This is a genomic window from Micromonospora sp. NPDC005257 (genome assembly GCF_042872445.1).
Lineage (GTDB): Bacteria > Actinomycetota > Actinomycetes > Mycobacteriales > Micromonosporaceae > Micromonospora.
The window spans coordinates 45,203-69,570 of record NZ_JBIAKL010000005.1 but is presented as its reverse complement, the minus strand read 5'-3'; the positions used below and the strand labels follow the sequence as shown (position 1 = coordinate 69,570).

The following is a 24,368-nucleotide window of genomic DNA, read 5'->3' as shown; positions in this document are numbered from 1 at the left end:
CCCGCCCCGACCACCGGTCAGTCCAGGCCTACCCGTACCGGGTTCGCGGTCGCCGAGCCGAGCCAGGTGTGCGGGTTGCCGAACCAGCACCAGCCGAGCTTCGGCGCCCCCTGGCTGATCCACAGCGCCGGCACCCGCCGGTCGCCGCAGCGCGACCCGACAAGCGAGAAGCACCTGTTGCTCGCCAGCGCGGCGGGGTGCAGCGTGACGAAGGCCAGTCCCTCGTCGATGGTGAGCGGCAGCCGGTCCTTCGCGGTCATGTCCTCCAGCGCGGCCGACGGCGGCACGTTGCGGTACTCCTCGCCCCGGTCCACGTCGAACAGCAGGTACGCGGGACCGGCCGGCACCTCCAGCTCCTTGATCGGGTGGAACGCCGGCAGGTCGTCGGCGGGAAAGTTCCGGTCGAGGACGCCGGTCTTGCGCTTGCCGGCGAGCGTGGTGAGCGCGATGCGCTCCGGTGCCGGCACCAGTTCCCGCGTGGTCACCAGCAGGAACGGCACGCGCGCGTCGGTTGGGGCGGCCAGCCCGGCGGCACCGGTGACGGCCGCGTCGCGCAGTGGGCTGAGCAGCGCGCGGAACTCGTCCTCGGTCTGTCCGGCCAGCGCCGGGTAGCCGAGCTGTACGAGGCGGTCGAGCTGACTGTCGAATTCGGCGGCGGCGTCGAAGCGGGCGTCGGACATGCGGTCCCCCATGCTGTCGTACGGTCTGCCGTACAGTGTACGGCAGGGCGCCGCAGCGACAAGCCGACGACATGCCGTCGGCACCCCGTCCCTCAGCGGCTCCAGTCCTGCTTCGCGGCGCGGACCAGCTTGTCCTTCAACTCCCGGGTGTGCCGACGGCTCACCGGCAGCTCCGATCCGTCGATCACCACCACGTAGCCGGAGTTGACCAGCCGCAGCTCGGCGATGAGCCGCAACTGCACCAGATAGGAGCGGTGGATCCGGACGAAGCCGGCATCGGCCCAGCGCTCGGCCAGCGTGGCCAGCGAGACCCGGACCAGGTGCGACCCCTCCGCCGTGTGCAGCCGCGCATAGTCACCCTGTGCCTCCACCCACCGCACCGCCGAGCGGGGCAGCATCCGGGTGGTGCCGGCCAGCTCGATCGGGATGGTCGGATCCTCCTCCGCCCTGGCCAGCGCGGCCGGATGCGAGGGCACCACCCGGGAACCGATCACCCGGCGCAGCGACTCGGCCAGCCGCTCGGCGCGGACCGGCTTGCGCACGTAGTCGGTGGCGCCCAGATCGAACGCGTCCACCGCGCCGTCGTCGTACGCGGTGACGAAAACGATCGCCGGTGGCCGGGCGAAGCGGCGCAGCACCCGGGCCAGCTCCATGCCGTCCAGCCCTGGCATCCGGATGTCGAGGAACACGACGTCCACGTCGTCGTCGCGGAGCACGCGTAGCGCCTCGGTCGCGTCGCCGGCCGTGTGCAGCCGGGCCACCCGGGGGTCGGCGCGCAGGTGGTACGCCAGCTCGTCCAGCGCGGGCGGCTCGTCGTCCACCGCCAGCACCCGCAGGAACCCGGTGCCGGTGACGGTCATGACGACACCCGTACCCCGGGGTGGAACTTCGGTACGCGCATGCTGACCTTCGTACCCGAACCCAGCCCGGTCTCCACGACCAGGCCGAAACCGTTCCCGAAGACCGACCGGAGCCGTTCGTCGACGTTCGAGAGGCCGACGTGCTGCCCCGGGTCGTCGGCCGGGTCGCCGGCCGCGCCGGAGACCTCGGCGATGCCTGCGGTGAGCGTCGTCGGATCCATCCCCACCCCGTCGTCCTCCACCGTGATGTGACACTCCGCGCCCGCGTCCCGGGCCTCGATGCTCACCATGCCGGTGCCCGGCTTGCGGGACAACCCGTGCCGGACGGCGTTCTCCACGAGCGGCTGGAGGCAGAGGAACGGCAGCGTCACCGGCAGCACCTCGGGCGCGATCTGGAGACGCACCTGGAGCCGCTCGCCGAAGCGTGCCCGCTCGATCGTCAGGTAGCGGTCGATCGAGCGCAGCTCCTCGGCGAGCGTGGTGAACTCGCCGTGCGCCCGGAACGAGTAGCGGGTGAACTCGGCGAACTCCAGGATCAGCTCCCGGGCCCGCTCCGGGTCGGTGCGCACGAACGAGCCGATCGCGGTGAGCGCGTTGTAGATGAAGTGCGGGCTGATCTGGGCGCGCAGCGCGCGTACCTCGGCCCGGGCCAGCCGCTCCCGCGACGACTCCAGTTCGGCCAGCGCGAGCTGGTCACCGGCCCAGTGCGCGGTCTCCAGCGTCGCCTGCACCAGACCCGGCGCCGGCCGCTCGTCGGCCACCGCCACCAGCGCGCCGACCACCCGGCCGTCCGCGCGCAGCGGCGCCACCACCGCGCCGCGTACCGGGCAGTCGACCAGGTCGCAGTGCAGCTCGGAGTCGCCAAGCACCGTGGAGCGCCCGCTGTCGGCCGCCCGCCGGGCCGCCGCGACCAGTTGGTCGCCGTGGTGCGCCCCCTGCCCGTCGATCGCGAGCAACGCGTCCCGGTCCGTGAGCGCCAGCCCGGCCGCACCCACCAGGGCCCGCAGATGGCGTACGGCCTTCGCCGCGTCCGCTGCGGTCAGGCCGGCCCGCAGCGGCTCGGCGGCGAGCCCGGCGGTGTGCAACACCTCGTACGTGGCCCGCTGGGTGGCGGTGGCGATGCCCCGCCGACCGCGCAGGCGCAGCACCGCCCAGAGCGCCGCGGCCAACGCGGTGACCAGCGAGACGACGGCCAAGACGGCGGAGAGGTTGCCACCCACGCAGCGATCCTGCCGGGTGTCGGCCCGGTAGCGCTAGTACGCGCCCTTGCGGGCCAGCACCACGCCGACGGTCCGCCACAGGATGCTCAGGTCGTACGCCAGCGACCAGTTGTCGACGTAGTAGAGGTCGAGCCGGACCGCCTCGTCCCAGGAAAGGTCGGAGCGGCCGGAGACCTGCCACAGACCCGTCATGCCCGGTCGGACCAGCAGCCGGCGCCGGACGTCGCCGAGGAAGTCGCCGTCGTCGGCGGGCAACGGGCGCGGGCCGACCAGCGACATCTCGCCCCAGAGCACATTGATCAACTGGGGCAGTTCGTCGAGCGACGTGGCCCGTAGGAAGCGGCCCACCGGGAAGACCCGGGGGTCCTGCTTCATCTTGAACAGCATGCCGTCGGTCTCGTTCCGGTCGACCAGGCCGGCCAGCCGCTCCTCGGCGTCGACGTACATGGTCCGGAACTTCCAGACCCGGAACGTCCGCCCCTCGTGCCCCACCCGGGGCTGACGGAAGAAGACCGGCCCGGGGTCGGAGATGCGGATGGCGAGGCCGATGGCGAGGAAGAGCGGGACCAGCAGCAGCAGGCCCAGCCCGGCGGCGACCCGGTCCATCAGGTTCTTGGCCAGCAGCGCCGGCCCGGACAGGGTCGGCTCCTCGACGTGCAGCAGCGGCAGGCCCTCGATCGGGCGGATGTGCACCCGGGGACCGGCGATGTCGGTGAGCTGGGGCGCGACCACCAGGTCGACGCCGGAGCCCTCCAGTTGCCAGGCCAGCCGGCGCAGCTCGCCCGGCTCGGCACTGGCCGAGCCGCAGACCGCGATGGTGTCGCCGCCCACCTCACGCACCAGGGCCAGCACGTCGCGGCCCGCGTACACCGGCACCGGGGTCTCCAGGCCGCGCGCGGCGGCGTATCCGTCGGTGAGGTGGATGGCCACCGGCACCAGACCGACGGACGGGTTCCGGGTGACAGTGGTGTAGACCTCCAGGCACTCCGGAAGCGTGCCGATGAGCACCATCCGGTGCCCGGCGTGGCCGGCGCGGCGGCGCAGCGCGTGCAGGAAGGCCCGGGCGATCATGCGGCCGAGCAGGATCAGCAACAGGGCGCCGAGCAGCGCGAAGCCGACCGTCCACCGGGACAGCGAGTAGGTCTTCGTGGCGAAGGCGATGAACGAGACCGCCGCCGCCACCGCGACGCCGGCCCGGATCACCCGTTTGAACTCGTCCGGGCCGAGCCCCAGGTAGCGCCGGTCGTAGGCCCGGTTGCCCCAGAGGAAGAGCAGCCAGCCGAGCGGCAGCAGCACGAACGCCACGGTGTAGAACCAGACCTGCGGCGAGTTGCGGAAGCCGGAGTCGGCCTGCTCGAAGATCTGCACGGCCAGGAAGCTGGCCAGGGCCGCCGCGCCGAAGTCGAGCAGCAGCAGGAACACGATGTAGGGCCGGTGCCACCGGGACACCCGGCGCCGGGCGCGGGCCCACGCCGACCGGGGCACGCCGTTGTGCGACGGCGGAGTCGGCGGCTGGATCTCAAAGCTGTCGACGTGCCGCACGCTCTTGCTCCGGCCTCTTTCGGTTACCGGGCGCTGGAGGCTTGTCGTCACCTCAACCCATGTCCTCCCGCATGACCCGCGTCCTCACTCGGCGTGAGGGCCCGGGTCGCTCACCGTCCCAGTCTCCCACGCGGGCCCGGCCCGGACCGGCCCCGCGAGGAAGCCGCTCCGCTGGTGCTCGGTGAGATCTGGCCGGCTCCGAATCAGTTGTGAAGCCGGGGACCGAGCCACTATACCGATGGATGACGGCTCGGGTAGAGGGGCGGACCGGACCTTGGGTGATCGCGGGTCGATTCCGCTCGGTAACCGGCGAATGCCATCACTCACCGTACGAGGCGGGACAACCTTCGGTCAGCCAGCGGCTTGCCGCCGGTCTGACAGGTGGGGCAGTACTGGATGCTCGAATCGGCGAACGAGACCTCCCGCACGGTGTCGCCGCAGACCGGACACGGCAGTCCCTTGCGGGCGTGCACCTTCAGGCCCGAACGCTTCTCACCCTTCAGCTCCGCGGCCCCCTGTCCCATCGACCGGCGCACCGCGTCAGCCAGGACCGTGCGCGTCGCCGCGTGCAGACCGGCGAGCTGGTCATCGGTGAGCCGGTCGGTGATCGCGAACGGCGAGAGCCGCGCCGCGTGCAGGATCTCGTCCGAGTACGCGTTCCCGACGCCGGCCAGCACCGACTGGTCGGTCAGCACGCCCTTCACCTGGCCCCGGCGGCTGCGCAGCCGCTCGGCGAAGGTCGGCAGGTCCGCCTCCAGCGCGTCCGGCCCGAGCTTCGACACGCCCGGCACCTGCGCCGGATCGGTGACCAGGTAGGCGGCCAGCTTCTTCTGGGTGCCCGCCTCGGTCAGGTCGAAGCCGGAGCCGTCGTCGAGGCGTACCCGCACCGCGATCGGGCCCTTGCCGGGTCGCAGCGGGGTCGCCGACGGGAACGCCTCCCGGTAGTGCAGCCAGCCCGCCCGGGCCAGGTGGATCACCAGGTGCAGTCCCTCGTCGAACCGGACGTCCAGGAACTTGCCGTGCCGGCCCGTGCCGGTGACCGTCCGGCCGGTGACCGCGCTCGGCGGCGGGTCGTACGTCTTCAGCGCACTGATCGCGGTGACCTCGAACCGCTCGACGCGGCGGCCCACCGCACGCTCACGCAGATAACCGGCGAGCGCTTCCACCTCCGGTAGTTCGGGCATCGTCCAACGGTAGCCTTCTTTCCCGTGAGAATCGTGGTGGCGCACAACCGGTACCGGGAAGCCCAGCCCTCCGGCGAGAACACCATCGTCGACGCGGAGATCGCCCAGCTCACCGCCGCCGGTGTGGAGGTGCTGCCGTTCCTGCGCAGCTCCGACGAGATCCCGTCGATGTCCAAGCCGGCCAAGGCGCTGCTGCCGATCTCGCCGATCTGGGCCCCGAAGGCCCAGCACGACCTCGACCGCCTGCTCACCGAGCACCGGCCGGACGTGTTGCACCTGCACAACCCGTACCCCCTGCTCTCGCCCTGGGTGGTGCGGACCGCGCACAAGCGCGGCGTGCCGGTGGTGCAGACCGTGCACAACTACCGGCAGGTCTGCTCCTCGGGTCTCTACTTCCGCGACGGCGTGATCTGCCAGGACTGCCGGGGCCGGACGCTCGGCGTACCGGCGATCGTGCACCGCTGCTACCGCAACTCCCGGGCGCAGAGCGCGCTGATGGCGACCACGCTCGCCGTGCACCGCCCCACCTGGAAGTCGGTGGACCGGTTCATCGCGCTCACCACGGCGGTCGCCGATCATCTGCGCGACTACGGCATCCCGGACGAGCGGATCGTGGTCAAGCCGAACGCGGTGCCCGATCCGGGCACCCCGTCGCCGGCCGGGAACGGCTTCCTGTTCATGGGCCGGCTCAGCCCGGAGAAGGGCCTGGACCTGCTGCTCTCGGCGTGGCGGCGGCACCCGGTGGGCGCGCTCGGCCCGCTGCGCGTCGCCGGTGACGGCGAGCTGCGTCCGCTCGCCGAGGCGGCCGCCGCCGAACGGCCCGACGTGCTCTACCTGGGCCAGCTCGACCGCTCCGGGGTACGCGCGGCGCTGGCCGACAGCTCCGTGGTGCTGGCCACCTCCACCTGGCACGACGTGCTGCCCACCGTGATCATCGAGGCGCTGGCTGCCGGGCGGCCGGTGCTCGGGACCGCGCTCGGCGGCATCCCGTACCTGGTGGGCGCGGACGGGCCGAGGGAGCCCGCCGGCACCGGCCCGGCCGAGGTGGCCACCTCGGCGCCGGGCGACGGGCGGGTCGCGTTGCCCTCCGGGGTGCAGCGCGGCGAGGCCGGCTGGGTGGTCGCGCCCGAGGTCGAGGCGCTCGCCGCCGCCCTGCCGCTGGCCGCCGCCGAGGCGCCCGCGCTGGCCCCAGCGGCTCGAAGCCGCTACGAGCGCACCTTCCACCCCGACGTGATCACCAAGCGCCTGATCGACGTCTACGCGGGCTTGCAGAGGCACTCCTGACGCAATTCGATCACCTTGCGTTACTGGTAGGTGCGCCCCTGCGTCGGTCACCATCTGTGACGGTCGGTTTGTCGCCGATCCCTGCTCTGGGTCACCCATCATAAGCCTGAGCTGGTCGAATACCTGAAAGCTGGCTTTTGCCGACAGATGCCCCTTCGCACCTTCGCTCTGCAGCCATCGAGGCAGCGGTAACTGAGAGTTCCTGGTGCGCGTATGGCTGCAGAGCAAAGTCGCCGAAGAGGCACCCCGCCCCTCCCTGGGAGGTCACTATCAGTAACCGGCCTCTGGTGCGGCGGCAGAAGGGCTGGCCTGCGCAGGCGTCATCGGCGCGTCCCGCCCGGGTGGCCGTCTCACCGAGCAGGACGGTGCCAGGACAGGACGGCGCAGGGCACGACAGCGCAGGGCAGCGTCGGAGGGGCCGACGCAAGCGGCAAAGCCAGGGCAGGCCTCAGCGCAAAGAGGCGCGGGCGGAGAACGCGATGCTGGCCAGCAGGAACCCGCCGTTGACGACCGTGAACGCGACCATCAGCCAGAGCGCCAGCGCGGGGGCGAACGCCAGCACCAGGCCGGCCACGAAGATCACGGCGCCGTAGTCGCGCACCAGCTTGACCAGGCGTACCGGGAACGAGGTCGAGGTGACCATGCTCGCCGCGTTCGGCCCGGACTGCATCACCGAGGTCACCAGGTTGACCATCCAGGTGCCGGCGAAGGCCGCCACCAGCCAGACCGGCGTGGACGGGCGCTGCGCCACGGCCGTGGCGGACAGGGCGGCCACCAGCGCGATCTGGGCGGCCACGTCGCAGAGCACGTCGACCCGGGCCCCGGCCGCGTTGTTCTGACCGGTCACCCGGGCGAGCTGACCGTCGGCGCAGTCGAGCGCGTACGCGATCTGCCAGGCGACCAGGGCGACCAGCCCGACCACCCAGGCCGGGACGGTGCCGGCGGCCACGTCGTCGGCGAGCGCCACCACGGTGACCGAGGCGGCCAGCCCCAGCACCAGGTTGGTCAGCGTCAGCGCGGTCGGGCGCAGCCCCAACCGCTGGGCCGCAAGCGCGAACGCCGCCCCGATCCACTGGCTGATCGACTCGCTGAACAGGCCGCCTCCCCGGTTGACCCGGTGGAAGTCGGCGACGGTGGGACGGGGCTCAGCCAATGTGGTCGCGGAGGGCACCGGCGTAGTCTGCCAGCCGCTCCCGCGTCTCGGTAGCGGACATCGCGAGGTGTTCGAGGATGGTGTAGCGGTCCGGCCGGGTGGCGGGCGCGAACTGCACCGCCTCCACGAACTGGTCGTCGGTCAGCTCGACCTCGGCGGGCAGGCGGGGCAGCCCGTGCCGGGTCAGGCAGGCAGCCATCTCGGCGAACCGGCGCTCGTCGCCGCGCAGGAACGTGCAGAACAACGCGCCGAGCCCGGCCAGCTCGCCGTGCGAGGCGGTGCCGGGGAACAGCGCGTCGATCGCGTGCATGATCTCGTGGCAGCCGCCGCTGCACGGCCGGCTGGTGCCCTCGATCGCCATCGCCAGACCGCTGGAGATCAGCGCGTCGGCGAGCACAGTGACGAAGCCGTCGTCGCTCATGTCGCCGGGGTGGTTGAGCACGGCCTCGGCGCCGGCCCGCGACAGCGAGGCGGCCAGCCCGTCGACCCGCTCGCCGCGTACGCGCCGGGCGAGTTCCCAGTCCGCGAGCGCGCTGATGTTGCTGATCACGTCGCCGATGCCGGCCCGGTTGTGCCGATCCGGCCCGGCGTCCACGAAGTCCAGGTCGACGATCACCGCGATCGGGATGTGGACGCCGTAGGAGCCCTTCAGGCCCTCGGTGATCAGGCTGGCCACGGGGGAGGCGATGCCGTCGTTGGCGAGGCTCGTCGCGACCGAGACCATCGGCAGCCCACGCCGGGTCGCCGCGTACTTCGCCACGTCGATCGTCTTGCCGCCGCCGATGCCGACCACCGCGTCGTACGACCGGCTGCGCAGCTTCGCTCCCAGGTCGTCGGCGGCGTCCAGCGTGCCCCCGGCGACGGTGAACACGTCCGCCGAGCGCAGCGACGGCCGGAGCAGTTCGGCGATCCGTTCGCCCTGCCCCGGCCCGACCACCACGGCGACGTCGCCACCGGCCGAGATCCGGCCGTCGGACAGGATCGCCGCCAGGTCGGCCACCGCGCCCCGCCGCACGTCGATGTGCAGCGGGGTGAGGACGCTGCGGGCTAGTAGCGGCACGCGATCTCCCGCGCCCGGGCCAGATCGGCGTGGTTGTCGACCTCGACCCAGGAGACGTCGCCGATCGGGGCCGCCCGCACCTCGCCACCGCGCTCGGCGAACTCCTGGTAGCCGTCCTCGTAGTAGAGGTTCGGGTCACGCCGCCAGGTCGTCTCCAGCGCGTCGGCGAGCGGCACTGCCACCTGCGGCTCGATCAGCGTCGCGCCGATGTACTCGCCGTACGCCTCGCCCGGGTCCATCAGCTTGGTGATGCGGGTGAGCTGGCCGGCCGCGTCGAAGGTGGTCTTCATCTCCTCCTCGGCCAGCGGCTTGAGCGTGTCCACGGCGAGCAGGATGCCCGGACCGCGCTCGGCCAGCAGCGTCTTCTCCACGCTCACCGGGTGCACGGTGTCGCCGTTGACGAGCAGCACGCCCCGGGAGAAGTGCTCCCGCGCCAGCCAGAGCGAGTACGCGTTGTTCCACTCCTCGGCCTTGTCGTTGTGCACCAGGTTGAGCGTGACGCCGTACTTCTCCTCCAGGGCGGCCTGGCGCTGCCGCACCGCGTCGGCCGCGTAGCCGACCACGATCACGACCTCGTTCAGCCCCACCTCGGCGAGGTTGCGCAGCGCGATGTCGAGGATGGTGGTCTCCCCGTCGACCGGCACCAGGGCCTTGGGCAGGGTGTCGGTGTACGGCCGCAGCCGGCGCCCCGCACCGGCGGCGAGCACCATCCCGATCATGCCGACACGCTCCTCTTCTCGACCCGATTCCACCCGGCGAGGATATCGCCGGGCACCGACCCGCAGTGGTTCAGCCCGTCAGCCCGTCAACCCGATCGAGCGCAGCGCGGCGAAGCCGTCCTCGGCGATCCGCCGAATCAGCCCCTCGTTGACGTCCCGGTGCTCGTCGAGCAGCGCGATCTCGGACTCCGCCAGCCAGCGGAACTCGGTGTGCTTGCCGGGTTCCAGCCGGGGCCGGCTCAGGTCGCCGTCCACCCGGACCAGGAAGTCGGTCTCCACCCGGGTCAGCCCGTCGTCGGCGGTGTACCGGTATTCGCCGACCAGGCCGAGCACGTGCGAGACGGCCCAGCCGGTCTCCTCGGTGACCTCCCGGCACAGCGCGTCGTCGATCTCCTCGCCCGGTTCGAGGTGCCCGCCGACGATGTCCCAGCAGTTCGGGAAGAGGCGTCGCTCGGGTGATCGGCGTTGGATGAAGATGCGGGCGTCGTCGTCGACGATCAGCGCGCCGGCGCAGCGGAGGGGCTCGGTAGGCACCCTCCGACAGTAGCCATCCGCGCCGTCTGCGGCGATGCCCGTTCTTGTCCCGGTACGCATCGAGGGCCCACCATGTCCGTACTCAGTCGCCGTCCCACAGGGGTGATGTGTGATGCAGGTACGCGAAGCGATGTCCAGCGAGGTACTGGTGGTCGGGCCGGAGCACACGCTCCGGCAGGCGGCCCGGATGATGTCGGCCCGCGGTGTCGGGTCGGCGGTCGTGATCGACCCGGACTCCGAAGGGGTCGGGATCATGACCGAACGCGATGTGCTGAAGGCGATCGGCGCCGGGCTCGACCCGGATGTCGAGCGCACCGGCGCACACCTGACCTGGGACGTCGTCTACGCCGGCCCGGACTGGACGGTCGAGGAGGCGGCCGCGGCGATGGCCCGGGGCGGGTTCCGGCACCTGGTCGTGCTCGACGGGCGGGAGGTGGCGGGAGTGATCTCGGTACGGGACCTGATGCGGGTCTGGGCGGGAGAGCACGCGCCGAACCGGACCTGATCCTCCCCCGGGCGAGGGAGAAGCCGGAGAAAGGGCGATGGCCCGGCCGATACCGGCCGGGCCATCGTCGTGCTGTTCGGTCGTGTCCGCCCGTCAGGGGCCGACGAAGACCGAGGTGCCGCGCCAGTCCACGTCGTCGACGGCCGGGCCGCTGCGCACCGTGGCGGAGCCGGTCGGCACGCCGTCGGACCAGGCCATCGAGGACAGGTTGCCGTTGCTCCGGGACACGACGTAGAGCGTGTCGCCGTCCAGGAACAGGCCGCCCGCGTCGGCGAAGGCCGTGGTGCCGGTGACGGTGTTGCGCTCGGCGCCGACGGTGCCGGTGTCCGGCGCGAACTGACGCCAGAACAGCGTGCTCTGACCGGCCAGCGAGTAGTAGATCCGGCCGCTCTTGTAGAACATCGCGGTCACGTTCGGCAGTTCGGCGGCGAAGTTGCCGGTCATGCCGGCGTACGTGGAGCCTTCCGGCGCGGAGCCGGTGACGACCGTGTCCCACTTGGCGTCGTGGTACGGGTCCAGCTTCTTCGGGGTGCCGAACTCGCTGCCGTCGAACGAGCGCTTGTAGAGGTCGCCGCCGACGCCGTAGAACAGGTCACCGCCGACCCAGAACGCGCCCTTGACGCCCGACCAGCGGGTGCTGTCCGCATTCGGCACCGACATCGCGTTGCCGACCGAGGTCGCGCCGTCGTACGTCCGCTTGGTGATGCTGTCGACGGTGGTGGCCGGCGGCACCGGGGGCAGCTTGACGATCTCGATGCCCTGCACCAGCGGGTTCTCCAAGACGCGACCGAAGTCGATGTCGATGTTGCCGTCGCTGGTGATCGGGAACGCGCGCATCGTGCCCCGGTTGGTGGCGCCGATCGAGGCGATCGGATCGAAGTTGCTCAGCTTGACCACGCCGTCGATGGTCACGTTGAACTTGCGCTTGCCGGCGGTGGCGGTGCCGGCCCAGCGGTTCGCCAGGTAGAGACGCACCTGCACCGGCGTGCCGGCCGGGACCGGGAAGTCCCACTGCATGTCCGGCGCGGGCGACTCGTCCCACCGCTCCGCGTTGAACAGCTCGACCGGCGTGCCCGACGGCACCGTGCCGTCGAGCGAGGCGTTCGTGGTGTAGCTGGTCACCTGGTTGCCGGCGTTGTGGTAGGTGCTCGGCGCGGTGGCGCTGTCCGCGGCCCAGGCCGGTCCGCTCGGCGCGGCCAACTGGTCGCCACCGGCGTTGACCCGGTAGAGCACGTCCGAGGCGTCCGGCGTGGGCGCGGTCTTGACGATCTCGATGCCGTGCAGCAGCGGGTTCTGGAGCACCCGGCCGAAGTCGATGTCGACGACGCCGTCGCTGACCACCGAGATGGACTGCATGGTGCCGCGGTCGGTCCCGCCGGCGGCGACGACCGGGTCGAAGTCGTTCAGCTTGAGCACGCCGTCGACGCTGACGTCGAACTTGCGGGCGCCCGGCTTGCTCGTGCCGGACCAGCGGTTGCCCATGTAGATCCGGACGTCGACCCGGGTGCCGGCCGCGACGGGGATGTCCCACTGCATGTCCGGCGTGGTCGCCTCGTCCCACCGCTCCGTGTTGAACAGCGTGGCCGGCGTGCTCGCCGGCACGGTGGGGTCGAACGTCGCGTTCGTGGTGTAGCTGGTGACCTGGTTGCCGGTGTTGTGGTACGGGCTGGGCTCAGTGGCGCTGTCGGCGGCCCAGTCCGGCCCGCCGTCGGTGGCCGGGATGGCCGGGCCACCGGCGTTGACCCGGTAGAGCACCTCGGTCTGCGCCGCGCGACCGGCCTGGTAGACGTTGCCCGGCAGGCCCTTGGTGCTGGTCGAGTGCGGGGCGTTGCCGCCGTCCAGCGGGAAGAAGGCGAGCCGCTTGCGCTGGTAGTCGAAGTTGCCGATGTACTCCTGGTCGCTGCCGAGCCAGAGGCCCTCCTGGGTCACCAGCATCTCGGTGACGCCGTAGCCGCGCGGGTGGCGGCCCGGGTTCCAGGACAGCGGCAGGCCGCTCGCCGGGTCGAGCGCGGCGATGCTGGCCCGCGGCACCGCGCCCGGTCCGGCCTTGTCGCGGGCGAGCGGGTTGTTCGACCAGCGGAAGTGACCGCCGACGTAGATGGCCTTCTCGCTGATGCCGACGGAGAGGAACGTGTCGCCGCCGCTGAAGTTCGTCCAGGTCGGCTTCTGGCCGTCACCGGTGGCGGCGGTCTCCCAGCGGGCCGCGGAGTCGCAGAGCGTGCCCGGGTACGACGCGCCGGTGGTGACCACGACGAAGTACTTGCTGTCCGGGGAGAACTGGATGTCGCGCACCCACGAGTCGAACGCGGTGTACTTGCAGGCCGCGGAGTAGCCGTCGGTGTTCCAGTCGGCGACGGTCGCCGAGTTCGCACCCAGGTTGATCCGCACGATCTGGTCGTGCACGACGCCGTCGGCCTTCTTGAAGTTGCCGATCACCACGAGGTGCTTGCCGTCCGGCGAGACGGTGAACTTCTCCACGCCGACACCGGCCGAGGCGCCGTTGTTGGTCGGGGTCCAGTTGTGGTTCTCGGTGAGCGCCACGGTGAGGTAGTCGTCCACCGCGCCGGTGGTCGGGTTCAGCGAGGCCAGCCCGTTGCGGTTGATCGTCGCGGTCGCCGTGGTGAAGATGCCGCCGACCAGCAGGTGGCCGTCGACGAGCGCGATGTCGTTGACGGTGCCGTTGAACGCCGGGCCCTTGAAGCCGTCGACGGGGGTGCCGTCGGCGACGTTCAGCAGCACCAGCTTGCGGAAGTTCTTGTCACCGACCTTGTTGAACTTGCCGGCGACGTAGACGGTGTCCGGCGTCGGGCCGGCGATGACGGCGGTGACGTCGTTGTCCAGCACCGGCGCGAACGCGTTGTCAATCTTGCCGGTCGCCTTGTCGAAGGCGAGCAGCCCGCGGCGGTCGACCGGAGTGGGTGAGGAACCCCGGTTCTGCGCGTTCGTGAACGAGCCGCCGACGATCACCTTGCTGCCGGCGTCGTAGATGGCCAAGACGTTGCCGTCGTTGATGTTCGGCGTCTTGTCCGAGGGCACCTCGCCGACCATCGTGCTGTGGTCGGGCGCGGGTGCCGAGGCCGGCGCGGCGAGCGCCGGCACCGGTGTGAACAGGGTGGCGATGCCGAGCACGGCAGCGCCGAAGGCGGACACCGAGCGGTGTCTCAGGATCGAGGAAGCCACAGGCTACTCCGGGGGGAAACGTCGGAGGCGCTGCGATCGTGGTCGGTGCCGACATGAGGCGGGGCGTCACTCGACCGACCGCAGACGTGAGAGCAATACCTTCTCGCATTCAGGCGTCGCCCGTCCACCCGGGTTCGGCCTTTTTGGCCGAGGAAACGGCCCGGGTCACACGAAAAGACGAGCGACGATCACCTGGTGGACACAGAGGGTTGCCCTGAGGGAACACTCAGGTCGGGCAGAGGCGGCTGGAAGTACGGGTCGGTCGCCATCTCCCGAAAGACCCGCTCGCTCTCCGGGTCGTCGCCGAACGTGCTGTCGTACAGCGGCTTCTCCGTCTGCCGGGCCGCGAAGTAGACCGCGCCCTTGATCTGCGGGTGCTTCTTCAGGTACGGCCCGACCTCGCTCATCCAGTCGGCGCGCTGGCCCGGCCGCCCGTCCTGGGTCAGGCCGTACTCGCCGATGATGACCGGCCGTGGGTGCTTCTTGGCGAAGTCCATGAAGTGGTCCATCCGGTCGGTGAAGCTGTTCCACTCCGGGCTGGGATAGACGTCCGCGCAGAGCCAGTCGACCTGGTCGTCGCCGGGGTAGTAGTCGGCGGCCCGGCGCTGCGGCTCCGCGAACCCGTCGGCGTGCGGGCACCAGACCCAGGCGGCGTTGGTGACGTTCATCTCGGTGAAGATGGCGCGGACGTGCTTCCAGGCAGCGACGTAGTCCTCCGGCGAGTGCATGCTCGCGGCCAGGTTCGGCCGGTCCATCTCCCACCGGTAGCGCAGCAGCACCGGAACGCCGAACTCCTTGACGTCCTTCGCGCGTTGCCGGATCAGCGTGTCGTAGACGCCGCTGACCGTGGACCGGGTGTCGGTGCCCTGCCACGAGATCATCTGGAGCTTGCCCCGGGCCTGGAACAACTTCTCGGTGTTGCCCGGGAACGGCTCGTTCCACTCGTGGAACATGTGCGCGATGGCGAGTTTGCCGCCGGCCGCCTGGTTGAACGCGTCGAACGCCGCGGCCCGTCCGGTGGCGTTGTGGTACTGCGGCTTGACCCAGGCGCCGAGCCAGGCCCCCTCCTCCGGCAGCTCCGGCCCGCGGCCGGTGGTGCGGACCGGCGCGGTCCGCGGTGTCACGGTCGGCGGGGGCGGCACTGCCGTCGTCGCCGTCCCGTCGGGCTGCTCGGAACCGAAGTCGCAGGCCGCCACCGCCGGAGCCAGGAATGCCAGGCCCAGCACGGCAGCCATCGTCAGTCGTAACCGTCGTACCACCGCAACCTCTCCCCAGGACGGTCGCCGACCACGGCATGAGGGCCCTGCGATCCGCGGGGGCGGAGAGGCACGCCGGGCCTGGCGGGCGACCCCTGGCACTCTACCTGTGACGCGGCGCTCAGGCGGGGTAGCCGAGTTCCGTCAGCAGCGGCCCGGCCTGAGCCATCACGTCGGCCAGGTCCTTTTCGGTCAGTCGCTGCCGCCAGCGGCCCACCGAGCCGGGCCGTGCCTTGGCGAAGCGGGCGTGCAGCGCCTCCCGCCCGGCCGGGTCGCCGACCTCCAGGAAGTCGGCCACGATCTCGGCCGCCTCCGCGGGGCGGGTGACGACGTCCTCGTACCGCAGGTGCCGCACCCGGTCCGCCGGCAGTTCGGCGAGCTGGGTGAGCGCGCTGCCGGTGAAGCGCCGCCACATCCAGGCCGACCGGCCCAGGTCGGAGACCTGTGTGAACTCCTCGCGCCGCTCCGGCTCCACCCAGAACCGGGGCGCGGCGCCCCACGGCGTGCCGCCCCGGCCGCTGCGGCCGCTCCCGGTGGACGCCGCGTTCAGCCAGGGCTGCTCGGCGTGCGACACCGCCACGTCCCGCCCGTCCCGGTAGACGTGCAGGAACACCGCGTCGGGGAACACCTCGGTCAGGAACGGCACGATGAAGCAGTTCTCCGGATCCTTCTCGGCGAAACGCAGTCCACCGTGTCCGGACGCGGCGAGCAGCGCGCCGTAGTAGCCGCGGAAGTAGCGGGCGGCCCGCTGCGGCGTCCAGCTTCCCTCGTAGACACAGCGGGCGACCGCCTTGGTCAGCCGCGGTTCGAAGTGGTACGACACGTCCGGCAGCGCGCCGACGCAACTGCCGAGGAACGTGGTGCCGGAGCGCGGGGCGCCGAGGATGAAGATCGGCCGCTCCACCTTCAGGGTGAGCCGGCGGCCACCCGCCTCCACCGGCCGTTCCAGCTCGCGGCGCTCCTTGCGGTCGGCCAGCAGCCCGACCGCGGCGAGCTTCGCGGCCTTCACGGTGGACAGCCCGGAGGGCGAGGTGAGGGGGGAGTCGCTTGTCATCGAAGGTCCCATCGGTGCGCAGGATCGGTCAGGACTGGGCGGCCGGGTCCGCCCCGGCCCGGTTGCGGCCACGGCGCAGGGCGCGCAGCGCGTCGAGGTGCAGGGTGCGCCGCCAGCGCCAGACACCCGCCGCGTACGCGGCCAAGCCGGCGGCGGCCACCAGCGCGAGCACCAGCGGATCGGCGCCGAGCAGGCTCGCCGCGCCCAGCGGCACGCCCAGCGCGACCACTGCCAGCGCCATCGCGGTACGGGTGCCGGCGCCGAACGGGTGCAGCCGCATCGACCACCAGAGCTGCGTCAGCGGCACCAGGTTGGTGACCAGGATCGAGACGGTCCAGGCCAGGGCCGCGCCGAGGATGCCGTAACGCGGGATGAGCAGCAGGTTCCCGACCACGTTGAGCACGGTGCCGGTCATCGCGTTGTAGAACGTCCACGCGGTGCGCCCGGCCATGTTGAGCACCATGTCGACCATGCCGCAGCCGGTTGCCAGCAGCATCGTCAGCGCCAGCAGCAGCACGACCCGGCGGCCGTCGCCGTACCCGGATCCGAACAACGCCAGCATCGGCGTGGCAAACGCCGCGAAGATCAGGTAGGCGGGCCAGGACAGCAGCACGAGCCAGCCGGTGGCGGCCTGGTAGAGCTGGCGCGCCTCGGCCGGGTCGTCGCGGGCGAACGCGGCGGCCAGCCGGTGCTGCACCGAGCTGGACAGCGCGACGCTGGAGAGCTGACCGAGCGCCAGGAACCGGGTCGCGGCCGTGTAGACGGCCGCGTCCGCCGGCCCGCGCAACGCGCTGAGCAGCACGATGTCCAGCCGCTGCACCACGATCGCGGCCAGGCTGCTGATCGCCCGGGGCCCGGTGAACCGCCAGAACGGCCCGGCCAGCTCGCGCGCCGGCACCGGCCGGGTCACCTGCCGCCCCGCCCGGCCGACCAGCCGGCTCAGCCAGAGCAGCGCGACCGCCGCGGCGATCAGGTACGGCACCACCCAGGCCAGCGGCAGGCCGACGGTGGCGGACAGGCCGAGCCACGCGGCCACCGCAACGCCCAGGAACTGCACCAGCGTGCGGCCCAGCCGCTCCACTGTGAGCAGCGGGCGCATCTGGCCGAAGCCACGGCAGGCGGCGAGCGCGTAGTCGTTGAGCGCGGCCAGCGGCACGAACGCCAGCAGGATGCGCAGCGCGGTCACCGCCTCCGGGCCGGCCTCCGGCATGGTGGCCCGCGCCAGCGCCGGTGCGGCCAGCCAGCCGGCCAGCCCGAGCAGCGTGCCGACCACCAGCACCGGCAGCAACCCGGCCAGGATCGTGCCCCGGATCTGGTCGCGGCGGTCGAGGGTGCGCTGGCGGCTGACGAAGTAGACGGTGCCGACGTCGGTGCCGAGCCGGGCCGCCGAGGCGGCGATCATGAACGCGCTGGTGGCCGCGAAGAACATGCCCGCCTCGCTGACCGACCAGCCGCGGGCGATGACGATGTTAAGACCGAAGCCGGCCACCGCGGCCAGCCCGACGCCGACCAGGTTGGCGAAGCCCTGCCGGGCCGCGCCGCCCAGCCCCGCGCCCGGCCCGGGGGGCGGTGCGGTGAGCGTCGGGGTGCCGCCGGCGTCGGTCCGGGTTACCGCCGCCACGACGGCACGCGTCCCCACCACGTCGCCAGCCGCTCGTCGTACGGCGCGAAGTGGTCCTCCAGCCGGGTCCGCAGCTCCATCGACATGGGCGAACGGGAGCGCGAGTTGTGCTTGCCGAACGCGATGTCCGCCCAGCGGGGCAGCCCGAGGAAGTCGCAGACCGCGTCGAAGGAGGGACGCGGGTCGGCGAAGAAGTCGTCGCTGTCGATGACGTGCATCCGGTCCCGGCCGACGAGCGCCTCCAGGCGCTCCAACTGCTCGATGTAGCGGCCCCGGGCCAGGTACGCGTTGTGCTGCAGGTGCTCGCTGGCGTACGACGCGGAGCTGATCATGCGCTCCCGCTCGCCCGCCGTACGGGATTCCTCCAGCGCGAGCGCCCGCTCGAAGTCCGCCTCGGGCTCGTAGCCCCGGGCCAGCTCGTGCGAGTGCGCGGAGTAGGCCCGCTCCACCGGGTCACGCAGCAGCACCAGCAGCTTCACCGACGGCAGGTCCCGGGCGATGCGCTGCCCGGCCAGCGGGTGGAACATGTAGTACGGGCTCGACTCGCCGGTGATCCCGCGTACCCCGATCTGGGCCTTCACCGCCTCGGCCTTGCCGTTGGTGGGGAAGTGCCCGAGGTACCAGCTCATCCCCCGGTGGTAGTCCATGTCGAAGTAGTGCACGCCCTTGTGGTACGCGGGCGGCAGCACACCGGGATGCTGCGAGAGCGTCTTGAACAGCGAGGTGGTGCCGCAGCGCTGCGCCCCCACGATCAGGAATCCCGGCACCATCCGCGAACCGGCCGTCAGCCGTCCGACCGTCCGGCTCACCGACTTCACCGCGCGGAGCGCCTGCTCCTTGGCTACCGTCACGTCCCCACTCCTCACTCTCACCGGGCCCGGCGGGCCAGGTGTTCCTCAACGGCGGGCAGCAGCCAGGTGTCGACGTGCCCCAGCCGCGCACCCGCCTCCGCCTGCCGGTCCCGCAGGTAGCGCGCCGCCAGCTCCACCAGGTAGAGCACGGTGACCAGATCGGCGCCCCCACCGGTCTGGTCGAACGGCGCCAGGGTGGGCCCGGCGCCGGCGATCAGCGCCCGGGCCGCCTCGACCGGCTCCACCCCGTCGTGGCTCATCGCGCCCTGCACCGCCAGGTGCAGCGCGTCGTATCCGGCCGGCACGTCCGCCTCGAACCGTTCCCAGTCCCAGACCAGCACCCGGCCGTCCGCGAGCACCGCGCTGTTGCCGCCGTTCCAGTCCCCGTGCCAGGCGCCGAAGGCCACCACCGGGTCGGCGTCCGCGACCGACTTCAGCGCCGCGCGCAGCCGGCCGGCCTCCGGCCGCGGGCCGAGCGCGTCCACCGCGGCGGTGAGCCGCGTCGCGTGCCCGCTGCCCGCCCACGACTGCTTGCGTACGCCGAGACAGCCGGCGACCGCCACCATGGCGGCGCGTTCGGCCGCCTCCGCGGCGGCCGGGGTGGCCCGGGGCAGCCGCACCGGCAGCGCCTCCTGCACCAGCAGCGCGTGGCCGTGCCAGTCGCCGTGATGGCGTACCCCGGCCAGGACCACCGGCCCGAGCGGCACCTCTGCGAGGCGGCGCAGCGCGTCGGCCTCCGCGTGCACGAGCGCGCGGGTCAGCGGGTCGACGCCGAGCTTGGCGTACCCGAGGGCCCGGCCGTCCGGGGCGAGCAGCTGCAGCACCGGCTTGCGGTTCGCCCGCGCCGGCCCGATGTGCAGGCTCACCAGCGCCGGCTCGCCGAGCACCTCGGCCAGATGGGCGTCCAGCCCGCCGCCGTCGACCACCAACCGGTCGCGGAACACGAGCGGGCCCAGCCCGAGCCGGAACGCGGTGGCCAGCCCTTGCCGGACCAGCTTGGCCTTGCGGCCGACCGCCTCGGTGGAGTGCCGGACGGCGCTCGCCGCCGCCCGGCCCGAGCCGGTCGGCACCAGCAGCCGGGGACGGGCCGCCGAGGGCACCACCACCCAGCCGGCGCCGCCACGCCGCAGGCTGGGCTCCGCCGGCGCGGGCCAGATCAGCCCGGCCAGTTCACCGAGATACGCGGCGCGGCCGTCGCCGTCCGGGGGTACGCGGAACACCATCAGCGGTCACCGGTCTTTTCCAGTCGGGCCCGTAGCCCGGCGATCGTGCCCTGCGGTGCTGCCGGCGCGAGCGACCGGCGTATCCGGTCGTTGCGGGCCAGCAGGGCGACCGTGATCAGGGCGTAGGCGAGCGTCGCTTCCATCACCCCGTAGGTGAACTGGAAGAACAGCATGAGGATGAGGACGAGCGTGCCGGCGATCCCGATCGCGCTGTGGTCGCGCCGATAGCGCCAGATGGCGTAGATGAAGAAGGCGTTGTAGCAGATCGCGCCGACCCAGCCCTGCCCGACGAGCAGCGCCCAGAACTGGCCGTTGCTGCCCAGCTCCCGGTTGCCGCACTGCTTGCAGTCGTCTGACTTGCCGATCGCGATGGACCGGTTGCTGCCGATCAGTGCCCGGTTGCCGCCGTACCCGAGGATCGGCGAATGGTTCGCCGCGGTGACCGCGCCCTGGGACAACGTGGTGCGGATGTCGTCGCTGTGCCCGTTCTGGAGGCGTTCGTCGAAGGTGCGGCCGAGTGGTGTGGCGATGATCAGGACCCCGATCAGCCCGACCGCGAGGGCGAGTCCGCCGAGCACCACCATCCGGCCGCGCAGGGCGAGCCGCAGCGCGACGTAGGCGGCGGCGATGCCCAGACCGATCCACAGGCCGCGGTTCAGCGAGTAGACGATCGGGAAGATCGCCGCCAGGGCGATGGCCAAACCGGCGGTGCGGCGCAGCGGCTTGCCCAGCACGATCCAGCCGGCGATCAGCCAGATCAGCAGGATCGCGGTGTTCTCGCCCCACGAGTTCGTGTAGGTGAACGGCGCGGACGGGCGGGGCGAACTGGCCTCCCCCTCGATCACCTGCTGGACCTGCGCGAACTTGATCTCCATCAGCGAGGAGACGTACGGGTGGCCGGCGATCGACTGGGGCAGGACGAAGCGCAGCGGCGCGACCAGCTTGAGGTTCGGGAAGAGCGAGCCGATCCAGCCGCCGAGCACCACGACCACGCCCATGAACCCGAACAGCCGGACCATCCGGCGCTGGGAGAGCTCCCGTTGCCGCAGGTTGTAGACATAGAGCATGGCCACGGTCATCGCGATGTAGTTGGCGAGCCGGATGCCCCAGCCGATGTACTTGCCGCTGCCACCGGGGGACAGCGTGTTCGGCGCGGTGAGGTCGAGCGTGAGCACCGACAGGAACACCCAGAGCAGCAGGATCATCCAGATCCCGAAGCCGGGCGGCACCCGGACCGGGCCGCGCCGGCGCATCTGCACCACCATCGGCACCGCGAAGATGACGAAGACGAAGCTCGACACGCCGAGCACCCACCACAGCGGGTACAGCAGGAAGAGCGAGATCAGCGGCCATGCCGTCGGCAGCCGCCACGACCAACTCTCCGGCCGTGCCGTCACCGGCCGGAGGCGGTTCCCGCCCGGCGGCGAGACCGCCCCGACCGGGACCGTCCCGCGCGCGGTGCGGGGCGGGGTGGCGGTGCTCATTTCACGGAGACCTTGGCGGTGGTCGGCGCGTAGATCACCCACGCGTTGCCGGGCTGCGGACGCAGGAGGTCGCCGCCGGTGTCGGCGAGCGTGCAGACCATGCCCAGGCCGGGCTTGCGCCACCGGCCCTTCGCGCTGTTCGGCCCGGACACGGCGAGCACCGCGCCCTCACCGAAGACGTTCGCCGAGGGCAGCGAGCGCGGGGACGGGTTGCGTACGTCGAGCGTGCGGTACTCCATGGTCAGCACGATGACGGAGGCGGCGGTCACGGTGACCTTGCCGACCTTGCCGGCCCAGACGGACTTCGCCTGGTCGTACCGCCAGACCATCGGCGGGCCACCGGCGACGGTGACGGTCAGCTCGGTGGCCGGCGCGATGTCGTGGACGGCGAGCGGATCGCCCTCACCGGCGTGGTCGATCGGCGGGGTGGGCGGCTGGCCGCCCTTCGGGGCGGCCTTCAGCAGCGCGGCGGTCGACGTGTAGTCGCCGGAGAAGACCTTGCTGTCGTCGTCGGGAGTGACGCCGTCGAGGTCGGAGTTCTCGAACTGGGTGAGGAAGCCGGTGGGACCGCCGTCGTACCCGACGAACGGGCGCAGCACCGCGAGCGACCGGATGTCGACCGGCCGGATCTCGGTGACCGGGCCGATCTTGGCGGCGTCCCTGGAGTGGAACACGGCGGTCAGGTGCAGCGTGTCGGACTCGGCGAACTCGGCGTACACCAGGTCGGCGGCCTCCAGGCCGGCCGGGGTGGTGGCGGGGCTCACCCGCAGCGGCACCGCGACCGCCTGGCGGGTCGCCGCGGCCGGCGTGCTCACCGGCGCACCGGTCAGCGGGCCGGCCGGCAGGCTCGGCGAGGCACTGGCCGCCGAGGGCGAGGCGGTGACGTCGCCCGGGTCCACCACCTGGATCTTGCCCGGCTTGGGCTCGGGCTCGCTGCACCCCGTGCCGACGCCGAGGACGACGGCCGGGGCGAGGGCGGCGCGGAGCATCTGCCGCCGGTTCACCCCAGGTCCTCGCCGGAGTCGAGGGCGTAGCTGCGACCGTCGCCGTCACCCCGGGAGCGGTACGTGCCGCCGGTGCCGTTCAGCGGTGCCGGCTTACCCGGCCGGCCCTGGCTGCCCGGTGCGGGCGGGGTCGGCGGGGCGGGCGGCGGGGTGGCCTTGCCAGGAGCCGGCTTCGCCGGGGCGGGGCGGGAGGACTGCATGCGCGGCAGGACCATCGTCGACTCGGCGGACGGGCCGGGGCTCGGCCGGGGCTTGGGCCGGTTGGCCGGGGTCGCCGGCGCGCTCGGCGTGCTCGATCCGCTCGGCGTGCTCCCGGCCGCCGGCCGGGCGGTGCCGCCCGTCGGTGCGGGCAGGCGCGGGGCCAGCACGGCGCCGATCACCGGCGCGTTCACCTGCTCGAACTGCTGCAGGGCGGCGGTGATCTCGCCGCTGCGGGTCTTGCCCGCCTCGGCCACCATGATCACCGCGTCGACGTACCGGCCCAGGGCCTGGGCCTCCACGGCGTACGTGGGCTGCGCGGTCTCGATGATCACGTGGTCGAAGCGCGCGGACAGCTCGTGCATGATCTCCAGCAGCCCGGCGACCGGCAGCTCGACCTCCGCGTCCAGGTCGCCCGGCACCAGCACGCGGAGCTGGCCCAGCCCCGGCACCGGCGCCAGCGCCTTGAGCGGGGGGACGTCGCGGCGGAGCACCGAGGCCAGGTTGTGCCGCCCCTCGGCCACGCCGGTGATGGTGCCCAACATCGAGTCGGGCTTGGTGGTGATCAGCGCGACCTGCTGGCCGGTGCGGGCGTACGCGGCGGCGAGGTTGGCGGCGACGAACCCGGCGGCGGTGCCGGCCGAGGCGCCGCAGAGCAGCAGTTGGCGGCCGCGTCCGCCCTGCGCCGGTTCGGGCACGGCGGACAGCAGCACGTTGCGCAGCCGGCCCAGCTCGCGGGAGACCCGGTGGGTGGGCGGCAGGACGGCGAGCGAGGGCGTCCGCGACGGCAGCTCCACGAGCAGCGGCAGGCCGACCCGGTCGGAGATGTCGCGGCCGCGCCGGATCCGGGTGTCCAGCCGGTCCAGCACCAGTGCCAGCACGATGCCGAGCAGCAGACCCGCGCCCATGCCGCTGGCGAGGTTGAGCGTGCGGTTCGGCGAGCTGGGCGAGTCGGGCAGCCGGGCGTCGGAAATGATCTCGCCCGGGTCGGAGCCGGCCGAGACCAGCGGGCTGAGCCGGTTGTTCAGGCCGGTGATCTGGTTGGTCACGACGCTCCGCTCGGCCTCGGCCCGCTCCCGCTCCGGCGAGTTGGACGGCGCCGCCGCGATCCGCCCTGCGATGCCGCTGAGCTGCTTGTTCAGCTCGGCGATCTGCTGCTTGAGCGCGTTCGTCTCGTTCTCCAGCGCCTTCTGCGCGGTGGCCTTGCGCAGGTCCAGATACGCCTGGGCGAACGCGTGCGAGCCGGACTGGGCGCCCTCGGGGCTGTTCGCCTCGTACACCACCTGGAGGATCTGGCTGTTCGGCGGCACCTTGACGGTCACCGACTTGACGAGCACGTCGGCCCCGGTGTCGACCTTCATCAGCGCCTTGGCCCGTTCGGCCACCACGAGCGAGCGGACCACCTGGGCCTCGGTGTCGAGGTTGACCTTGGCGTTGGGGTTGCTCTCCGCCCCCGCGCCGAGCGGGCGCACCAGCAGCGAGGTGGTCGAGGTGTAGCGCGCTTCCTGAATCTGGCTCAGCGCCAGCCCACCACCAAGGCCGAGGGCCGCGGCGAGCAGCAGGATCCACCAGCGGCGGCGCAGCCAGCCCAGGTAGGCCATCAGGGCAAGACCGTCAGCGTCGCTCTCGGCCAAATGGGGTGAGGGCATCAGAGTCTGTCGCTCCCTTTCGACCGAGCCGGGCAGTCCACGGCACAGCTGGACCTGACCGTGGCCTTGAGTGTCCCCGATCCGAACGACGAGGGAAAGTCTGCTCA

General features: G+C 72.2%; 20 protein-coding genes. 2 read left to right on the top strand and 18 right to left on the bottom strand.

The genetic code is table 11. The features are described from left to right. Positions 1 to 17: 17 nt before the first annotated feature. The 5 genes from ACFYO8_RS12495 to ACFYO8_RS12475 all read right to left on the bottom strand — a co-directional run bounded on the left by ACFYO8_RS12495 (position 18) and on the right by ACFYO8_RS12475 (position 5,486). The gene (locus ACFYO8_RS12495; protein ID WP_354866636.1) at positions 18 to 692 is read right to left on the bottom strand and encodes a DUF5701 family protein; all 675 of its coding nucleotides are present in this window, start codon (positions 690 to 692) and stop codon (positions 18 to 20) included. A gap of 80 nt (positions 693 to 772) precedes the next feature. Further along, entirely contained in the window at positions 773 to 1,540 is a 768-nt protein-coding gene (locus tag ACFYO8_RS12490) for a LytTR family DNA-binding domain-containing protein (RefSeq protein WP_013289288.1), read from the bottom strand. Continuing rightward, positions 1,537 to 2,760 carry a histidine kinase gene (locus ACFYO8_RS12485; RefSeq protein WP_354866638.1) on the bottom strand — a complete coding sequence of 408 codons (1,224 nt, stop codon included), beginning with the start codon at positions 2,758 to 2,760 and terminating at the stop codon, positions 1,537 to 1,539. The genes ACFYO8_RS12490 and ACFYO8_RS12485 overlap by 4 nt, the downstream gene beginning before the upstream one ends. 33 nt (positions 2,761 to 2,793) lie before the next feature. After that, entirely contained in the window at positions 2,794 to 4,302 is a 1,509-nt protein-coding gene (locus ACFYO8_RS12480) for a sugar transferase (RefSeq protein ID WP_354866640.1), read from the bottom strand. A 323-nt stretch (positions 4,303 to 4,625) separates the two neighbouring features. Then, positions 4,626 to 5,486: an Fpg/Nei family DNA glycosylase gene (locus ACFYO8_RS12475; protein ID WP_387257209.1), complete on the bottom strand. Its 861-nt coding sequence runs from the start codon at positions 5,484 to 5,486 to the stop codon at positions 4,626 to 4,628. A 24-nt stretch (positions 5,487 to 5,510) separates the two neighbouring features. Here ACFYO8_RS12475 and ACFYO8_RS12470 point away from each other — a divergent pair, with 24 nt between their 5' ends. After that, positions 5,511 to 6,770, top strand: a complete 1,260-nt coding sequence (locus ACFYO8_RS12470) for a glycosyltransferase family 4 protein (protein ID WP_387257207.1) — start codon at positions 5,511 to 5,513, stop codon at positions 6,768 to 6,770. Between the two features lie 448 nt (positions 6,771 to 7,218). Here the strand turns inward: ACFYO8_RS12470 and ACFYO8_RS12465 are convergent, their stop codons facing one another. The 4 genes from ACFYO8_RS12465 to ACFYO8_RS12450 all read right to left on the bottom strand — a co-directional run bounded on the left by ACFYO8_RS12465 (position 7,219) and on the right by ACFYO8_RS12450 (position 10,236). After that, positions 7,219 to 7,941, bottom strand: coding sequence for a CDP-alcohol phosphatidyltransferase family protein (locus ACFYO8_RS12465; protein ID WP_355093756.1), 723 nt, complete (start codon positions 7,939 to 7,941; stop codon positions 7,219 to 7,221). Next, positions 7,916 to 8,983: an iron-containing alcohol dehydrogenase family protein gene (locus ACFYO8_RS12460; protein ID WP_354866648.1), complete on the bottom strand. Its 1,068-nt coding sequence runs from the start codon at positions 8,981 to 8,983 to the stop codon at positions 7,916 to 7,918. Before ACFYO8_RS12460 ends, ACFYO8_RS12465 begins: the two co-directional genes overlap by 26 nt. Then, positions 8,971 to 9,702, bottom strand: a complete 732-nt coding sequence (locus tag ACFYO8_RS12455) for a phosphocholine cytidylyltransferase family protein (RefSeq protein WP_355093762.1) — start codon at positions 9,700 to 9,702, stop codon at positions 8,971 to 8,973. Before ACFYO8_RS12455 ends, ACFYO8_RS12460 begins: the two co-directional genes overlap by 13 nt. A gap of 78 nt (positions 9,703 to 9,780) precedes the next feature. Further along, on the bottom strand, positions 9,781 to 10,236 hold the full coding sequence (locus ACFYO8_RS12450) for an NUDIX domain-containing protein (RefSeq protein ID WP_355093758.1): 456 nt from the start codon (positions 10,234 to 10,236) through the stop codon (positions 9,781 to 9,783). A 112-nt stretch (positions 10,237 to 10,348) separates the two neighbouring features. Between ACFYO8_RS12450 and ACFYO8_RS12445 the strand changes: the two genes are divergently transcribed. Then, positions 10,349 to 10,741, top strand: coding sequence for a CBS domain-containing protein (locus ACFYO8_RS12445; RefSeq protein ID WP_354866652.1), 393 nt, complete (start codon positions 10,349 to 10,351; stop codon positions 10,739 to 10,741). Positions 10,742 to 10,834: 93 nt separating this feature from the next. On the opposite strand, the gene ACFYO8_RS12440 is transcribed toward ACFYO8_RS12445, so the two are convergent. The 9 genes from ACFYO8_RS12440 to ACFYO8_RS12400 form a co-directional block, all read right to left on the bottom strand. Further along, positions 10,835 to 13,921, bottom strand: a complete 3,087-nt coding sequence (locus ACFYO8_RS12440; RefSeq protein WP_357709933.1) for a malectin domain-containing carbohydrate-binding protein — start codon at positions 13,919 to 13,921, stop codon at positions 10,835 to 10,837. Between the two features lie 188 nt (positions 13,922 to 14,109). After that, a complete protein-coding gene (locus tag ACFYO8_RS12435; protein ID WP_354866656.1) occupies positions 14,110 to 15,156 on the bottom strand; it encodes a glycosyl hydrolase in 1,047 nt (348 codons plus the stop codon). Positions 15,157 to 15,298: 142 nt separating this feature from the next. Further along, positions 15,299 to 16,231: a sulfotransferase gene (locus ACFYO8_RS12430; RefSeq protein WP_354866658.1), complete on the bottom strand. Its 933-nt coding sequence runs from the start codon at positions 16,229 to 16,231 to the stop codon at positions 15,299 to 15,301. 28 nt (positions 16,232 to 16,259) lie between these two features. Beyond that, positions 16,260 to 17,873 carry a flippase gene (locus ACFYO8_RS12425; RefSeq protein WP_355014938.1) on the bottom strand — a complete coding sequence of 538 codons (1,614 nt, stop codon included), beginning with the start codon at positions 17,871 to 17,873 and terminating at the stop codon, positions 16,260 to 16,262. After that, positions 17,840 to 18,703: a sulfotransferase domain-containing protein gene (locus ACFYO8_RS12420; protein WP_354866662.1), complete on the bottom strand. Its 864-nt coding sequence runs from the start codon at positions 18,701 to 18,703 to the stop codon at positions 17,840 to 17,842. Before ACFYO8_RS12420 ends, ACFYO8_RS12425 begins: the two co-directional genes overlap by 34 nt. Before the next feature lie 17 nt (positions 18,704 to 18,720). Continuing rightward, positions 18,721 to 19,926, bottom strand: coding sequence for a hypothetical protein (locus tag ACFYO8_RS12415; RefSeq protein ID WP_354866664.1), 1,206 nt, complete (start codon positions 19,924 to 19,926; stop codon positions 18,721 to 18,723). Continuing rightward, on the bottom strand, positions 19,926 to 21,410 hold the full coding sequence (locus ACFYO8_RS12410) for an O-antigen ligase family protein (RefSeq protein ID WP_354866665.1): 1,485 nt from the start codon (positions 21,408 to 21,410) through the stop codon (positions 19,926 to 19,928). Before ACFYO8_RS12410 ends, ACFYO8_RS12415 begins: the two co-directional genes overlap by 1 nt. Further along, positions 21,407 to 22,414, bottom strand: a complete 1,008-nt coding sequence (locus ACFYO8_RS12405) for a DUF3048 domain-containing protein (protein WP_354866667.1) — start codon at positions 22,412 to 22,414, stop codon at positions 21,407 to 21,409. Before ACFYO8_RS12405 ends, ACFYO8_RS12410 begins: the two co-directional genes overlap by 4 nt. After that, entirely contained in the window at positions 22,411 to 24,261 is a 1,851-nt protein-coding gene (locus ACFYO8_RS12400) for a Wzz/FepE/Etk N-terminal domain-containing protein (protein ID WP_354866669.1), read from the bottom strand. The genes ACFYO8_RS12405 and ACFYO8_RS12400 overlap by 4 nt, the downstream gene beginning before the upstream one ends. Positions 24,262 to 24,368 lie beyond the last annotated feature (107 nt).

Coding starts and splice junctions, on each gene's coding strand:
- ACFYO8_RS12495 (WP_354866636.1), bottom strand. CDS start 692: ATGGGGGACCGCATGTCCGACGCCCGCTTCGACGCCGCCGCCGAATTC.
- ACFYO8_RS12490 (WP_013289288.1), bottom strand. CDS start 1,540: ATGACCGTCACCGGCACCGGGTTCCTGCGGGTGCTGGCGGTGGACGAC.
- ACFYO8_RS12475 (WP_387257209.1), bottom strand. CDS start 5,486: ATGCCCGAACTACCGGAGGTGGAAGCGCTCGCCGGTTATCTGCGTGAG.
- ACFYO8_RS12455 (WP_355093762.1), bottom strand. CDS start 9,702: ATGATCGGGATGGTGCTCGCCGCCGGTGCGGGGCGCCGGCTGCGGCCG.
- ACFYO8_RS12445 (WP_354866652.1), top strand. CDS start 10,349: ATGCAGGTACGCGAAGCGATGTCCAGCGAGGTACTGGTGGTCGGGCCG.
- ACFYO8_RS12435 (WP_354866656.1), bottom strand. CDS start 15,156: ATGGCTGCCGTGCTGGGCCTGGCATTCCTGGCTCCGGCGGTGGCGGCC.
- ACFYO8_RS12430 (WP_354866658.1), bottom strand. CDS start 16,231: ATGACAAGCGACTCCCCCCTCACCTCGCCCTCCGGGCTGTCCACCGTG.
- ACFYO8_RS12415 (WP_354866664.1), bottom strand. CDS start 19,926: ATGGTGTTCCGCGTACCCCCGGACGGCGACGGCCGCGCCGCGTATCTC.
- ACFYO8_RS12410 (WP_354866665.1), bottom strand. CDS start 21,410: ATGAGCACCGCCACCCCGCCCCGCACCGCGCGCGGGACGGTCCCGGTC.
- ACFYO8_RS12400 (WP_354866669.1), bottom strand. CDS start 24,261: ATGCCCTCACCCCATTTGGCCGAGAGCGACGCTGACGGTCTTGCCCTG.